The organism is Leuconostoc gelidum subsp. gelidum KCTC 3527 (assembly GCF_000166715.1).
Taxonomy (GTDB): Bacteria; Bacillota; Bacilli; order Lactobacillales; family Lactobacillaceae; genus Leuconostoc; species Leuconostoc gelidum.
In genome coordinates this window covers 88501-103505 of record NZ_AEMI01000016.1, presented here as the reverse complement: position 1 = coordinate 103505, position 15005 = coordinate 88501, and the positions used below count along the sequence as shown (strand labels likewise).

15 protein-coding genes are annotated in these 15005 nt (G+C 38.1%); 13 read left to right on the top strand and 2 right to left on the bottom strand.

The features are described 5' to 3' along the window. Positions 1-10: 10 nt before the first annotated feature. From EUI_RS0103880 to EUI_RS0103845, 8 genes are all read left to right on the top strand, one after another. Positions 11-5872: an autotransporter adhesin gene (locus tag EUI_RS0103880; RefSeq protein ID WP_010016220.1), complete on the top strand. Its 5862-nt coding sequence runs from the start codon at positions 11-13 to the stop codon at positions 5870-5872. Between the two features lie 44 nt (positions 5873-5916). After that, positions 5917-6150, top strand: a complete 234-nt coding sequence (locus EUI_RS0103875) for a hypothetical protein (RefSeq protein ID WP_010016218.1) — start codon at positions 5917-5919, stop codon at positions 6148-6150. Further along, positions 6150-6308, top strand: coding sequence for a hypothetical protein (locus EUI_RS10615; RefSeq protein ID WP_010016217.1), 159 nt, complete (start codon positions 6150-6152; stop codon positions 6306-6308). Before EUI_RS0103875 ends, EUI_RS10615 begins: the two co-directional genes overlap by 1 nt. Next, positions 6308-6709, top strand: a complete 402-nt coding sequence (locus EUI_RS0103865; protein WP_010016216.1) for a hypothetical protein — start codon at positions 6308-6310, stop codon at positions 6707-6709. The genes EUI_RS10615 and EUI_RS0103865 overlap by 1 nt, the downstream gene beginning before the upstream one ends. Next, positions 6696-6995 (top strand): hypothetical protein, encoded by a 300-nt coding sequence (locus EUI_RS0103860; protein WP_036083259.1) that lies wholly within the window; start codon positions 6696-6698, stop codon positions 6993-6995. Before EUI_RS0103865 ends, EUI_RS0103860 begins: the two co-directional genes overlap by 14 nt. Positions 6996-7023: 28 nt before the next feature. Next, entirely contained in the window at positions 7024-7371 is a 348-nt protein-coding gene (locus tag EUI_RS0103855; RefSeq protein ID WP_010016214.1) for a phage holin, LLH family, read from the top strand. Positions 7372-7373: 2 nt separating this feature from the next. Beyond that, positions 7374-8246, top strand: a complete 873-nt coding sequence (locus tag EUI_RS0103850) for a peptidoglycan amidohydrolase family protein (protein ID WP_010016212.1) — start codon at positions 7374-7376, stop codon at positions 8244-8246. Positions 8247-8672: 426 nt separating this feature from the next. Next, the gene (locus EUI_RS0103845) at positions 8673-9302 is read left to right on the top strand and encodes a PBECR4 domain-containing protein (RefSeq protein WP_010016211.1); all 630 of its coding nucleotides are present in this window, start codon (positions 8673-8675) and stop codon (positions 9300-9302) included. A 64-nt stretch (positions 9303-9366) separates the two neighbouring features. Here EUI_RS0103845 and EUI_RS0103840 read toward each other — a convergent pair whose 3' ends face one another. Next, on the bottom strand, positions 9367-9546 hold the full coding sequence (locus tag EUI_RS0103840) for a hypothetical protein (protein WP_010016210.1): 180 nt from the start codon (positions 9544-9546) through the stop codon (positions 9367-9369). Positions 9547-9703: 157 nt separating this feature from the next. On the opposite strand from EUI_RS0103840, the gene EUI_RS0103835 reads away from it, so the two are divergent. From EUI_RS0103835 to EUI_RS0103815, 5 genes are all read left to right on the top strand, one after another. Next, positions 9704-9916, top strand: a complete 213-nt coding sequence (locus EUI_RS0103835; RefSeq protein ID WP_010016209.1) for a hypothetical protein — start codon at positions 9704-9706, stop codon at positions 9914-9916. Between the two features lie 3 nt (positions 9917-9919). Beyond that, positions 9920-10387, top strand: coding sequence for a hypothetical protein (locus tag EUI_RS10675; RefSeq protein ID WP_010016208.1), 468 nt, complete (start codon positions 9920-9922; stop codon positions 10385-10387). A gap of 218 nt (positions 10388-10605) precedes the next feature. Beyond that, positions 10606-11601, top strand: a complete 996-nt coding sequence (locus tag EUI_RS0103825) for a nucleoside hydrolase (RefSeq protein ID WP_010016206.1) — start codon at positions 10606-10608, stop codon at positions 11599-11601. Continuing rightward, on the top strand, positions 11598-12149 hold the full coding sequence (locus EUI_RS0103820; RefSeq protein WP_010016205.1) for an ECF transporter S component: 552 nt from the start codon (positions 11598-11600) through the stop codon (positions 12147-12149). Before EUI_RS0103825 ends, EUI_RS0103820 begins: the two co-directional genes overlap by 4 nt. Before the next feature lie 341 nt (positions 12150-12490). After that, on the top strand, positions 12491-14572 hold the full coding sequence (locus tag EUI_RS0103815; RefSeq protein ID WP_010016203.1) for a DNA topoisomerase: 2082 nt from the start codon (positions 12491-12493) through the stop codon (positions 14570-14572). Positions 14573-14619: 47 nt separating this feature from the next. Here the strand turns inward: EUI_RS0103815 and EUI_RS0103810 are convergent, their stop codons facing one another. Next, the gene (locus tag EUI_RS0103810) at positions 14620-14907 is read right to left on the bottom strand and encodes a winged helix-turn-helix transcriptional regulator (RefSeq protein ID WP_010016202.1); all 288 of its coding nucleotides are present in this window, start codon (positions 14905-14907) and stop codon (positions 14620-14622) included. Between the last annotated feature and the right edge of the window lie 98 nt (positions 14908-15005).

The window sequence follows — 15005 nt, the reverse complement described above, 5'->3', positions numbered from 1 at the left end:
AAGGAAGCACATGGCTTATACGGTATTAAATGAAAGCCTACAAGTAAAGGGTAAGTTAACCCTAAATAACGGCCAAGGAAGTACCGCTTTTTTTGCTGACACAATTACCCAACAAATAGCCACTGATAATAGTTCAGACCCTACAAATTCAACAGCAATGGCATTTAATGAGTACGACAAGCAGGGTAATGCTAAGCAATGGGGACACTCAATCACGGTTAGTGTTGAAGCTACTGATTTAGGTAGTGGTATATCAACTAACGACTACTTAATGTACTTCGACGATGTCAATAATCATTACTACTTGATGAAAGTGATTACTGCTGAAACAGACCGTAATAGTGGCTTCGTAACCATAAGTGGTGTCAATACAGCTATCTATGAGTTAGGTAAGCAGATTATTAACGCTGAAACAACGTTCAAACAGGCTAATCTACCGACTGTGGTTAATAGCCTCTACAAGAATGCACCGTTTTCAGTAGTCATTCAAGATGATTTAGCTACTGTAATTGACTACACTGTTAGTACAAATACCAGCCTACAAGCGGTATTGCAAGATTTACAAACTAAATATGATGTGGACGTGGACAGCTGGATTGAATTAGATGAATCTGGTAATATATCCGACCGTATTATTTACTTCGGTCATATTGGTCAAGACAATGGGGAATTAATCCGTTATGGCGGAGCTAAGGGCTTTGAAAATATCAATGCCCAAGAATTATCAGACACGATTTACACTAAGTTGTACGTCACAGGTTTAACTAACGATACAGACCCAACTAAGGGTCACATTGGTAGTGTTAACAATGGTATGGAGTATATTGTTGATGACAACGCTAACGGGCTACAGTACGCAATAGGTGCTAGCCAACAACAACCAGTGTACTTAGAGGGTAGTATTACTAACACCCTATTAAGTGAGCCACAGGCCTTGTTAACATGGGCTAATGCTCAAATGTCTATCTTCAATCACCCTAGATTTAACTATACCGTGACACCATTACACGACCAAATCGTTGGTATAGGAGATACCATAGCTGTTCAAGACTTTCATGTGAAACCTGAAATATTAGTAACTTCTAAGGTTATTCAAAAAAGCACATCATTTGCAAGTCCTGAAACTAACACCTTTGTGTTGGGTGAATTTAGTTCTATCTTCACTGATAATATGAACAAAAGTGCTAATGTCATTACCTTAATCAAGAAGGACGTAACAGTAGTTCAAGAAGCTGCTGATTATGCTAAAGCACAAGCGGATGCTGCTTATCAACAAGCGGTAACAGCACAGGAAAAGGCAATTCATGCCCAAACAAGTGCTGATGGAAAAACGACAACATACACTGTTGATAGCGTACAAGACTTACCAGATAATGTGGTAGAGGGTGATATAGGTTGGGTTAAACTATCTGATGGTACTCACATGTATTCGTATACTGATGGTGAGTGGGTTGAAAAAATTAACCCATCAATGGGTGCTGATATTAATAAAAAAGTATTAGACGCAGTCACACAAGCCAAAGAACACGTTGAAGAAGTGAAGCAAGGTCTAGTAAATGATATTGCAACAGCAAAGTCACAGGCAGTGGAAGCAGCTAATACAGCAGAGACGAACGCTAAGAGTGAAGCAGTATCTCAATTCAATCAAGCGCAGAACGCCTTGTCAGCTGCTAAAACAGACTTAACAAACGGTATTGCCAGCGAGGCATCAGCTCGTAACGCTGCGGTAGCTGCTGCTAATTCACAAGCACAAACTTATGCTAATCAAGCTAAGTCTGACGCACTAAACACAATAGCCAAAGAGGTTACAGACCGACAGAATGCAGTTAGTGAATTAGACACTAAGTCCACTAATGCAGTTAATCAGGCTAAAAGTGACATTACTGATACGATTAATGCTATTAGCGTCGGTGGTAGAAACCTACTATTAAACTCAAAAACCTTATCGTGGGATGTAGGTAAGAATGAACCTGTAACGTCAACCAAAGTTACTTATGATAGCACTACTAATATGTGGCATATAACATCACCAAAGGGCGGTTCAGAGTATGCCGGTATATATTTTTCACAGGTTAATAATGTCAGTAATATAATTACAAAAGGTCAACAATGGGCATTTAGTTTTGATATTAAAGGAACCGGTGTTTATTCACAGGTTGGCATTGAATACTCATCACCATTTAATAAGCCATCTGGAAACGTTCCAACAGATTGGACTAGAGTTTCATCAACAGGAACTGCTACTGCTACTGGCGTAAAGCCAGTTATTATTTACTTTAATAGTATTGACGTTGCTTTAGATGTATACATTAAATTACCTAAGTTAGAAATAGGCGCTATACCGACTGATTGGACTCCAGCTCCAGAAGATGTTGTTTTAGACTACACGACTAAAGATAACCAAATTAAAGAAACCATCTCGCAGTATCAGACGACTAACGATGGCAAGGTTTCTAAGGCACAAACAGACGCAATACAAGCTTTGGGACTTGTTGAAACTAAAGTATCACAAACTGACTATGACCAAAAGACTGGCGATTTATCAACAAAATATACACAGGTTAAACAAACGGCTGATTCACAGGCTACGGATATTGTTGACATTAAAAAAACAGCCACGAGCCAAGCCTCTAAGATTAACAGTATATCAAGTGATGTTGACGGAACTAAGCAAAGCATAAGTGACATCGAGACAACGCAAGATAGTCACTCTGATAAGATTAACCAAATCACTAGTGATGTAAATGGAACAAAGCAATCAATCACTGATATTCAAACGAAAGATGGTAAGCAAGACGCCAGAATGGGGACTATCGAAACCTCCGTATCTGGCGTTAAGAGTGACTTTAGTAGTTATAAGACTGACGCAAACGGTCGTATCAGTACAGCACAAACGACTGCACAAACCGCAGTAGATGGTCTGAAAAATAAGGTTAGCCAGAGTGATTACAACACTAAGACAGGTGAGTTGACAACTAACGTCAACAACGTAACACAAACAGCCAACCAGTCGAAACAAGATATTGTCGCTATCAAGCAAAAAGATACCTCACAAGATTCTCGTATGAACACAATTGAATCAGACGCCAGCGGAACGAAGCAAACTGTAAGTGATTTGCAAACTATTCAAGGTAAGCAATCAGGTTCAATTAGTACATTACAACAACGCGCTGACGGGTTTGATGCTACTGTTACTAAGGTTGATAACCTTTCGGTCGGTGGTAGAAACCTATTTTTAGGAACTAAAGACTTTTCTGGCAATGGTAATTGGGTTATTGGTGGTGATTTAGTAAAAGATGTGTACCAAGGATTAGACGCTGTACAAACAGCTAGCCAATGGCGCGGTCCTAAATATAATAATAGTGCATTAGAAAGTCAAGGCGTTATACAATCAGTTGATGATAAATTTGTCATGTCTGCTTGGGTTAGAAATACTGGCACGAGTCCTATAGCTATTTATTTTTATGGTGGTTCGGTGTCATTACAAAACTACAAAATAATAGACCTACCAGCAAACAGTGGCTGGGTCAGAATAAATTCACAGCCTTTTGGATTTACAAAAACTAGTGGTTTGACTGGTTCGATACGTTTTGAACCAACAACAGGTTCTATTGGTGGTAATGTACAACAGGTAGGATTAAAACTTGAAAAAGGTAATATACCAACTGATTGGACCCCGGCTCCAGAGGATATAGAATCAGCCCTAGCACAAGTAAAAGTCACCGCAGACGGTGTATCTAGTATAGTTTCTAATCCAACCACTGGTTTATCAACCCGTGTTCAAACAGCAGAAGGTGCTTTAAGCAAAGTTCAAGGTACTGATATTCCAGCTTTGCAAAACTCCACTTTCTGGCAACCATATTCTTCACTTAACTTTAACGATTATACTAAGCAAGGCTCGTTCTTCTTTAACACAACTGCAGCCAAGACCAATGGTCCAACGACATCAAGCTCATGGCTATATCTGATGGTTGAACAAGGAACCTCAGACACTAGTCGTATTAAACAAACAGCTTGGTATGATGGTGTTGCTGGTGTAAAGATAACCTATGTCAGAACTCTCAATTCTGGAACTTGGTCTCCTTGGTATGCAAACGATAATGATTCAGTAACAACAATCAGTCAAACGAATAGTAATGTTAAACAAGAGATAACTGATAGAAAAACTGGTGATTCTAATACTTTGCAAAGTTCTAAGGACTTTACAACAAGTTCAATCACTAGTGCTGTTAATGGTGTTAACTCAACAATTACTCAAACCAGTGACTCACTCATTGCAAAGATAAATACTAAAACTGATTCAGATACAGTTTTATCTCTATTAAAAGATAATTGGAGCATTGGTATCAACGATAACATTGGCAACATCACCAGTGGAATTGTTGGAAATTCTAGCAGCATGTCACTGATTAGTAAGAATATTGTATTAGATGGCAACACAACGTTTACTGCTTTGAAAAAGACAGTAGGTGATACTGATAGTGCCGTATCGCAAGTCAAAAATACCGCAGACGGCATCAACAACTTTGTGCGTGATTCAAGTGGTAACATCTCAGCTAACTTTCAAACAGCATTGAGTAAAACGTCTATCGTCTCAGGTAGCACGTTAGCCACAAGTATTCAGACACAGACGTCATCACAGATAAGTTCAGCTATCACAGACAACAACGGTAAGATTATTAGTTTAATCAATCAGGATAGTTCTGGTGTTCAGATTGCTGGTAAGAATATTGTATTAGATGGTAAGGTTAGAATCACTAATGAATTTACAGTAGGCCAAGCCAACATTGCTAATGGTGCCATTGGAACCGCACAAATTGGTAATGCTGTCATTACCAGTGCTAAGATTGCTAATCTAGATGTATCAAAACTGACAGGTGACACAATTACTGGATTCAATTTCAATGTTAACAGGTCAATGAATATCGCTTCGGGTGGTGTGATTAAGTCTGATGTTATAAATATGGATAAGACTAGTTTCATATTAAACACTTCAACAGTTGCAACAGATACAGTAACGACTGCAGCAAATAATAAGATGATTTTGAGTAACGTAACCTACAGCATAGATTCCACAAAAGGGGCTATAATATCATCTGGTAAAGTTAACATATCCCATACTAATGGCTCAACATCTAATGCCAACTTTGATTTTAGAATAGCACCTGACTATTTCAGTATGTCTTCAAAAAATTGGTCAGATGGTTCGAATGATAACTATATGACCATGACGGATTATAGTGTGTCATTTTTGGCAGGTTCACCCCTAATAGATAAAGCATCTTCTTATAGTTATGTTGGTCAAGATGGTGTAGAAACTACAGGAACAGTGCTTGCAGATGCTATTTCTGGTCATGGTAGCAAACCAATGTACATTAATGCCGGCGGAACATTGAGACTTGCAGCTAACGATGGTAGTGGTGTGAAAGTTTATATCAGTAATACCAATGTGCAAACAGATAGCCCAATCATTTCAGGAAACATCACGCTGAATACTGGGCATGCTATTGTTTCAAACGATAATGGCAAGATGTTTTTCTACGGCTCAAACGGTAACCAGATTGACTTAGGTGTGAGGTCTCTTACCCAATCTTCGCTGGTTAGCTTGAAAGAGCATATTGGCGACATTAATCAAGAATACGCCTTAAATGAGACACTAAAAGTAGATGTCAAACAATATAACTTCATTGGCGATGATGTCAATAATAGGCACGTATCACCCATGATTGATGATGTGAATGGCAAATGGTACATTCCAAAGGATTGGGTCAGTGAAGACGGAAAAAGCGTTGACGTATACACGATTACAGGATACTTAATCCAGTCAATTAAAGCATTACAAACACAAATTACAGAACTAAAACGGGGCTAATCAGAGCGGTTAGCCTTTTAATGTACAGAAAGAGGAGATTACACATGTTTTCAGCAAATTTCAATTCAAGTTACACGGACAAGAATGGGGTTGAGGTAGCCACTGGTTACGCCAACTTAAACGACACGGTTTCAATTCAATTAGCAGTCAAAGATCGTGTGGCCTATGAAGCTGATAAGGCTAATGTGGAAGCACAAGAAGCAGATTTCAGAGCTAAGGTATTTCAAGTAGCTGATATCATGGGAATTGCAACTGGTTCACCTAAGGAGGCTGAATAATGAACTTAGACGCAGAAAAAGTTATTAATAACCTATTATTTCAACTGAGCCAAAAGAACCGTGAAACAGCCATGTTATCAGCTCAAGTGGAGACATTACAGGAACAATTGCAAGAGGCTCCTAAGCCGGCCGAAAAAGAAGATATGCAGGATTCGTGATGAAAAAACACTTTTGGAAAAATCGCCAGTGGGTGACGATTGCCACTGAAGAAATAATCATTGGCATCATCATCATGCTGCATTATCAGCAACTCGATTTACGTTTGCCGCCAGCGCTTGGTTTATTAGATGATGCGCCTGTTGGTATTGCCTATTTGTTAATTGGTGCCACACTGCTGGTTAACTCGCTGTGGGACTTTTATTGGCACTACATCAGATTAGTGCTTATTGCCTTGTCGGGTGGCATGTGGACGCTATTAACCGTTAGCTACGCGATGAACGACATTTACCGCAGCAGCGTGACAATTGTGCCATTTATATTTGCGGTAATCACGGCAAATGTGCTATTTAGCGCTTGGGAAGAGCCACGGTATAAATTGAAAGGTGGTGAGTACCATTGAACAGTTAGCATTCATATTTGGTGCAGTTGGTACCATTGCCACAGGCTATTTCGCATGGCGTGGTAAACGAGAAGACACAACCCAGAAACATGATGATACAGTTAGTGAGATGTTTGCCACACAAGGCGCGTTAGTCAAGGAATTATCATCGCAGGTATCACAATTAAGCCAAGAAATTGCTTCATTACGCAGCGATAATAAAAATTTGACACAAGAAAATGAAGCCTTGCGTGGTGAAGTCAATAAGCTAACTGAAAAAATCGATGAACTGATGAAGACGGTCTAAGCCGTCTTTTTTATTTGAAGGAGAAAAAATGAGTAAGACAGATATGATGGGCATTTTAGTAGCATTGTGGACGAGTGGCATTTTAACAGCCGTGGCACACGCTGCCATTAAATTTATCAATGCCAACACGAAAAACAAGCGCTTGATTCAGTTTTCAAATTGGGCTGACCAAGCCGTAACGTTCGCTGAAAATAATGCAGAGACGAGTGTTGATAAGAAAAAAGCAGCACAGAGTTTCTTAATTCAGCGACTATTTGCAAACAACATTGACAAGTTATTTAGCAATGAGCAAATCGATGCCGTGATTGAGCAAGCAGTAGCTAAGCTACATGATTGGCACCCAGCTATTAAACAGGAAGAGGACGAGGGAAAATAATCATGGGATATGATGCACAAACAGCGTTACAGGTGGCAAAATCATATTTAGGACGTGCAACTTATAGCATGGAATGGAACGAACGTGATGGTCAAGATATTGGCGGTACACTGGGGTTTGATTGCTCTGGTTTTGTTTACCACGTGTTGGAACATGCCGGCGCATGGAACGCTAACTATTTGCAACGTGCGCACTATACTGGTACTTTGAAGGCTGATTTAGAAGCAGCAGGATTTGTTGAAGTTGATGGCGATCATATTGCTGATGGCGATATCTTCTTGTGGGGAAAAAACTACGGATCTGGTGCAGGTGGTGTAAGCCATACTGGTCTATTTGTAGATGATGGTATTAATATTATTGATAGTTCATGGTATACAGCTGGCGCTGTAAATGGTGCAATTAATATTCATGGCCATGATGCCTATTGGTTACTTGATAATCAACCAGAATATCATTTTTTCCACTATGCAGGTGGTAGTTCACAAGCTGCACCAAGTAAGTCATCAAACGTTAGTCCAAGTGCGCCTGATCAAGATTTAGAAAAAGGTTCAAAGGTTAAAATACCAGGAACATTCTTGCTTGATGATTTAGTACAATATCAGGGTAATTGGTATGCAGTAAATAACGGATTGTCTGTATTGCCAGTTGATTACAACAACTATATTCCAGTTGGCCCATTGACCGAAACAGACAAGAATAGTATCGCAACTAAAGATCAAGACTTCTCAAATGCAGGTACATCGTACTTCACATTTGCTGGTCAAGTGTTCACGGTTAGTGACGTAGATGCAAATACTGATAGTGTTGAAGTACAAATAGGTGGCGAACCAGTATGGCTAAAGGCTGGTCCAATGACTGAAGTACAAAATGGATAATTAAATAGCATATAAAAACACCCAACTAGATTAATTTCTGGTTGGGCTTTTTTATATTTGTAGAAAGATAAATTAACGTAAATATATTAACTAAGAATGAATATTTGCATTTTTAACTATAATTGTGTATTATGATCTTAGAAGAAATCGATAAGTTTCCGTCTTGCTATTTGTTGTTTTCTTCTGTCTTGTTTAATCTTATAAGGTTGCAAGTGACCTAAAGGGAACACTTACTGAGGTATAAATAATACGCTCAGAGAATCCACCTCGGATTAAAAATGAGGAGTATAAACTAAGATGATGATTTCGTCAGTCTTAGAGGAGTCTACCCTGGACTATTAAAAACACTTGCGTACATAAAAAAATAATGGACCTTATTCCGATGATAATAACACGGTTCACAAGTCCTTGGAGACGTGTTATTAGATGACAAAACAAAAGTTGACACAATCATACATTTCTCAACGTGGATATTATTCAAAGTGGAAAAATGCTCAACAATTTTTTGAGAATAATTTTATTGATAAATCAATAACTTATACTTATGGTTCATATAAAAATCAAACACACGAAATGTGTATTTGTATGCATAAATATCATTTTATACATTTGTTAGGTTTGAAGTATGGTGTTTTAGGCGCTAAAACTTTTTGGAGAGACCTTAAAAATAATAAAATAAATTGGAATGAATTAGATTTTTGTTATTACGAAGGTAAATCAAATAGGCAGCCAGAAACTTTTGAAAATAAGATGGCTATAATTGATTATCTTCCTGAAATTTTAACCAGTAATGCTCGTGTTGCTCCAGGTGGTAAGTATATGAATTTATCAGTTGATGCATTGTTACGTCTACATAAACCGTGTTTAGCTTTAGGTGTTGCGAATCCATTTAGTGAAGGGTATTTTAACACTACGCTAAATATTCGTAGTCAAGTTAGTAATAAGGGTGGGAACAATAAAAAAATACAGGAAGTTTATCGCATCGTGTCTTCTCAAAATAATAATGATACCGTAATTATGGATGTATTTGATAAAAAATGCAATCGAAAAGAATAATTAGCGGTTAATAGATAATATTAATCGCAGAAAAAGCCAGCTAGAAAATCCAGTTGGCCTTTTTTTATTGTAACAAATCACACCATTTATCCAGTGCAGCTTGCTGTTCTTCGGTTAATTCACCAATAGGTTCACCATACTTCTGGTGCGCATCAAGTAAGTAGATATCTATTCCAGTCTTCTTGTTAATTGTGCGCGGCGGCATGATCTTTAAAATCACACGTATTGTTTGTTCTTTATTCATATTAATTTCCTCTAGCTAATAATACGAAATAACTCGTATGAGCGCTTAATGATATTTGCCGTTATATTTAACTGTAATACAACCGTAACATTAATCTATTGTATACCATTAAATATAATGGTATACTTAATTCAAGGTTAAGGAAGAGGTAAACGACATGAGTTATTTTATTGAAAGATTTGGCGAAGAAAATTACAAAGAAGCTAAGGCATACGTTAACAAGCATTTTAATGCTCGAAACTATCGCGGAAACGGAATTGACGAGAGTTTTTATTCAGAGGGTCATAGGTCTGGAGATCCACTGGATGCGCATGAAAGATTATGCTTCCGAAGCGATATGATTTATATGTATTTAGTTAACAAGGGGTAAATCATGAAATTAGATGAATATTTGAAATCAAACAACACTACTAGATATGAAGTTTCTAAAATATCCGGTATATCTGAATCATCATTCAAGAACCTGTTGTTACAAGACGTCAGTAACTACGCTGGGCGTTTTTACCGTGCCATAGGGTTAGTGTTAGGTAAGACTGGCGGACAGGTGTATGACGAAATCACAGCTGATGATAACACGGTATTTAACTTCTTAGGCAAACACCACGTTCACGACAAGGAACGTGTGACCGAGTTACTAGATTACATGCTTTATTTCAAAAAACATGATATTGATGTCACTAATGTATCATTTAACAGATTTGAGAATGAAATAGAAAACGGCAACATTTCAGGAGATGAAGATGATGTGCTTCAAGTCATTGATAATCTGATCGAAACTTTCAAAACGATGAAAGAAAATGTTGAAGCTGGTAATTTGCCTTTACCTGAAAAAATGGACTAACCACGTATTAAGTTACGTGGTTTTTTGTAGCCTTATTGTAGCCCTAGATAAAGAATACAATGTATCGATTAAGAAAAATGATTAGTTTAAAAACATCAAGTAAGACTGGTATAATAGTATTTGTCATTGTTTAAGAGCATTAAGTATCTAAGCGGAATTTGTATAATAATTTCTGCCCAGGATAAAAAACCAAGTAACCTTGAAAGGTAGGAGAGATAATGCGAAAACAAAAAGTGATCATTGATGCTGATCCAGGCATTGACGATAGTTTGGCGATTCTTGTGGCTTTGCGGTCACAAGAATTGGATGTCATTGGTATTAGCATTGTTGAAGGCAATGTGCCCACAGTAATTGGTGTTCAGAATGCATTGAAAGTATTACGTGAAGCCAATCGATTGGATATCCCGGTTTTTGCGGGTGCAGAATTACCGTTAAAACATGATTATGTTAGTGCACAGGATACGCATGGCGACGATGGTTTGGGCGAAAGTAACATGACCTTAGTGACTGACGTTAAGCCGATCCAACGCGATGCCCAGGCAGGGTACGCCAAGCTGTTGTCTGAAAATGAGGATGTCTGGTTCTTAGCACTAGGGCCGCTGACTAATGTGGCCATAGCACTTGAGCAACAACCAGATATCTGGCAACGGGTGTCACGCTTAATTGTGATGGGTGGTGCTGACCAGACGAATGGCAATACATCCCCTGTAGCGGAATATAATTTCTGGGTCGATCCTGATGCTGCTGATTACGTGTTCCAAAATAGTCCATTGAATATTGAGCTTGTGCCACTAGATGTAACGCGCAAACTCGAATTCACGCCAAATATGCTGCAGATGATGCAATATTTGGATGCAGAAAAATCCGCATTTGTTGCTCAAATTATCCAATTTTATTTTGATTTTCATTGGCAACAAGAGCATGTTTTAGGGGCTGTTATCAATGATCCATTAGTAATTATTTATGCATTACACCCTGAACTTGTACAGAGCATCGACAAATATGTAACTGTTGTAACTGAAGGGGTTGCCCTTGGACAAAGCATTGTCGACCGTGCAAATTTTTGGCAAAAAAAACCGAACGCAACGATTTTGCAAGCTGTGGATGCTAAAGCTGTCATGTCATACATTATTAGTGGCCTACTGATTAGGGATGCCGCTGACATTGAAAAAGAGTTAGATAATATTGCGACCAACTTGGAGCGGTTATCATGACAAAACATGTCTCAGCACAAAAAATTGCGTTAATTGCATTATTTATTGTGATTAACATTGTCGGTGGTCACCTTGCGTTGTATGCACGTTTACCTATTTATTTGGATACAATTGGGACCTTGCTGGGGAGTGCCTTTTTTGGACCCATTGGTGGTCTATTCACTGGCATTCTAACGGCGTTAGTTAATGGTACTACTGGAGATCTTTTCTCAATCTACTTTATGCCCAGTCAAATAGCGACTGCGCTAATATCTGGATTTGTTTATAAAAAAATTAAACCAACAGATTTTCAAAATATTTGGTGGGTTGCACTTATCATCTCTATACCAGCTACGATTATTAGTACAATTATCACAGTGATCTTGTTTCATGGTATCACATCATCTGGATCAAGCATGATTGTTCAAGTCCTAAATGGTTTTGGCTTGAGTCAATCAATTTCAGTTTTCTTGGTGCAGGTGGGTACAGATTATTTAGATCGTGTGATTGGGGTGTATGTTGTTGCCATTGTGTACCGCACCTTGTTGTCACGAATTAAACTTGTGTAATCTTATTCATTTTTAAAAATAAAAAAGGTGTGGCCTTAAAATGTTAAGTAACATTTTAGAGACACACCATCTTTTTATTTAACGATCTTTTTTAATTTTCTGTCTATGATAATCGCAATAAGGCCAATTAAAATGAAGCCAACTGGTAGAATGAACATCTCATTACCCAATGTATTGCATACGACATATTATTACTTATCCTCAGTGTACTATAGTTTATGACTAATTGTAGCATAAATAAAAGTAACCTTACAAATGAAGCGTGTAGCAGTTCATTCCTGAATGACATCTAATCTGTTAAAATGAAAGATAAGAATACAAGAAAGACACTAAAAAAACTTATGACAAACTATCTCATTTTAACTGAAAAGCCATCGGCGGCTGCCAATTTTACGAAAGCACTTGGTGGTAAGACCGGTGTATTTAACGATTTCACTTACAAAATAGCAAATTTGCGTGGTCATGTCATGACGTTAAAAGACCCTGAAGCAATGGTTGCCGAAGAATTAAAAAAGCAATACAAATCTTGGTTGGTAAAACATTTGCCATGGAATTTGTCTGATTTTTCATGGGCACGGACGTATATTCGTCAACGTAATATGCGTACAGGTAAGGTGGAATCAACAAAAAAAATAATTGATGACTTAAAGAAGGAATCAAAATCCGGGTACGATGCGATTGTCATTGCAACTGATACTGACCCTTCTGGTGAGGGTGAGTTACTTGCTTGGGAGGCTTTGGATGCGATTGGCTGGCGGGGTCAAGTGCTACGTGCGAACTTTATGGATGAGTCAGTATCGGGCATTCAAAAGGCCATGTATCAATTACGAGATGTTTCAGATAAGATGGCTGATGGTGAATATGTTAAAGGTGAAAGCCGTAATCGGTGGGACTTTGCTTCAATGCAACTGACTCGAATTGCAACCACTGCAGCTAAAAAAGCAGGTTTTAAAGTAGTCGCGCGTGAAGGTCGGTTGAAATCTGTCATTATTTGGCGTGTTTATCAACAACTTGATGCGATTAAAAATTATGTCAAAACACCATATTTTGAAGTGAAATTTAAGGATCCTGCAGAACATGTTTTTGGCAGAGTGACACCCCAAGGGGATGTGATTCCGTGGCGGTTTGCGACGAAAGAAGAAGCAGAAATTGATTTCAGTCAGTATCATAAGACCGACGTTATCAATGAAAAACATCAAACGCGAACGCAAGCACCGGGCAAGCTACTAGATTTAGCCGGATTGGCTTCAATATTAGCGCCGCGTGGTTTTTCTTCAAAAGAAGTGCTAAGTACTTACCAAAAAATGTATGAAGCACAAATTGTTTCATATCCACGCACAGAAGACAAGACCGTAACCCCGGAACAATTTAATGAATTACTACCGTTGATTGATCAGATTGCGGATGTTGTTGGTGTCGACAAGATGTTGTTAACACACCGTTCTCCACGGACAACCCATGTTAAACCACAAGGTGCGCATGGGGCCAATCGACCCGGTGAAAATTTACCAAAAACAACACAATCTTTGGTAAAATTTGGTGCCAGTGGGCCAGCAATCTATGATGTTTTGGCTAAAAACTATTTAGCAATGCTGGCAGAAGATTATGTGTACGATCATGTGACGGCCAATTTGAAAGATTACCCCGAATTTAAAACGGCGTTTAATAGACCACTTAAGATGAATTTTAAGTTAGTGTATGATTCACAAAAAGCCATTAAAGTTGAAGAAGAGGAAGAAGAAAATGCAACTGCATCACAATTAGGACCGCAAGCAACGCCATATTTGCATGAAGGAGCAAATCCAAAGCCACAAACACCAACGACTAAATGGATTATGGCTTTTTTGGAAAAACATCATGTTGGTACTGGTGCAACACGTGTGTCAACATTATCTGAGATGTCTCGTGGTATTAAAGCGATGTTAACTGAAACGCGTGGTAAATTAGGATTGACAGAAACAGGGCAAGTGTCTGCTATTATGGTGAAAGATACGTGGATTGCTTCGCCTAAAATCACCAAACGTTTATTTGAAATGATGGATCAAGTTGGCCAATTTGACATGACAATGGACCAAGTGCTAGATTCAGTGACAAAGGTGGTTGAACATGATATGCCGATTATGTTAGACAATGCAGAGCAACTGGAAACCTTGCTTGGTAAACCAAAACAAGTACCAAAGAAAAAAGTAACAGAAAAGATGACTGGCCTATTCAAAGGCGAAGAAATTACTTTTGCTCGTGAATGGAGTGGGCATATTTTTACTGATGATGAACTAACCAAAATGTTAAATGGTGCTGAAATCAGTTTTCAATCAAAGTCTAAACGTGGGAAAATCTACACGGCGACCGGTAAATTAGCAAAACAAACATTTAAAGGCAGTACATTTTATGGCTTTAAATTGAATCCGAAAGCAAAAAAATAAAGCATTTGAAAATGTGTATGACCATTTTCAGATGCTTTTTGATTTAATTAATCATCCAATTGCGCTAACATCGCCAGTACAGAAAGCCCTTTTGGCGAAATTTTATAAATCACCCTTAAGGGAATACGCTCAACTATGGTACGACTAACTAAACAATGAACAACCAGTTCTTTTAAACGATCAGTTAGCACCTTATGTGAGATACTAGAAAGTTCTTGCTGTAGTTGATTGAAACCGGTTACTTGTAAATTTGAGATAGTCAGCAAAATTTCAATAGACCATTTAGATCCCATGAGCTTTATGACTTGTTTTGTAGAAATTGAAATAGTAGGCATTTTTCCTCGATTAATAACTAACGCACAAAATAGTGCGTTATGTGCAATTAAAAAAATATATAGTAAAATAATTCACATAGTTAATTATAATCTATGCA

What these genes read in the sequence shown, in the direction of transcription:
- EUI_RS0103880 (WP_010016220.1), top strand. Translation starts at nt 11, where the DNA reads ATGGCTTATACGGTATTAAATGAAAGCCTACAAGTAAAGGGTAAGTTA.
- EUI_RS0103875 (WP_010016218.1), top strand. Translation starts at nt 5,917, where the DNA reads ATGTTTTCAGCAAATTTCAATTCAAGTTACACGGACAAGAATGGGGTT.
- EUI_RS10615 (WP_010016217.1), top strand. Translation starts at nt 6,150, where the DNA reads ATGAACTTAGACGCAGAAAAAGTTATTAATAACCTATTATTTCAACTG.
- EUI_RS0103865 (WP_010016216.1), top strand. Translation starts at nt 6,308, where the DNA reads ATGAAAAAACACTTTTGGAAAAATCGCCAGTGGGTGACGATTGCCACT.
- EUI_RS0103855 (WP_010016214.1), top strand. Translation starts at nt 7,024, where the DNA reads ATGAGTAAGACAGATATGATGGGCATTTTAGTAGCATTGTGGACGAGT.
- EUI_RS0103850 (WP_010016212.1), top strand. Translation starts at nt 7,374, where the DNA reads ATGGGATATGATGCACAAACAGCGTTACAGGTGGCAAAATCATATTTA.
- EUI_RS0103845 (WP_010016211.1), top strand. Translation starts at nt 8,673, where the DNA reads ATGACAAAACAAAAGTTGACACAATCATACATTTCTCAACGTGGATAT.
- EUI_RS0103840 (WP_010016210.1), bottom strand. Translation starts at nt 9,546, where the DNA reads ATGAATAAAGAACAAACAATACGTGTGATTTTAAAGATCATGCCGCCG.
- EUI_RS0103835 (WP_010016209.1), top strand. Translation starts at nt 9,704, where the DNA reads ATGAGTTATTTTATTGAAAGATTTGGCGAAGAAAATTACAAAGAAGCT.
- EUI_RS10675 (WP_010016208.1), top strand. Translation starts at nt 9,920, where the DNA reads ATGAAATTAGATGAATATTTGAAATCAAACAACACTACTAGATATGAA.
- EUI_RS0103825 (WP_010016206.1), top strand. Translation starts at nt 10,606, where the DNA reads ATGCGAAAACAAAAAGTGATCATTGATGCTGATCCAGGCATTGACGAT.
- EUI_RS0103820 (WP_010016205.1), top strand. Translation starts at nt 11,598, where the DNA reads ATGACAAAACATGTCTCAGCACAAAAAATTGCGTTAATTGCATTATTT.
- EUI_RS0103815 (WP_010016203.1), top strand. Translation starts at nt 12,491, where the DNA reads ATGACAAACTATCTCATTTTAACTGAAAAGCCATCGGCGGCTGCCAAT.
- EUI_RS0103810 (WP_010016202.1), bottom strand. Translation starts at nt 14,907, where the DNA reads ATGCCTACTATTTCAATTTCTACAAAACAAGTCATAAAGCTCATGGGA.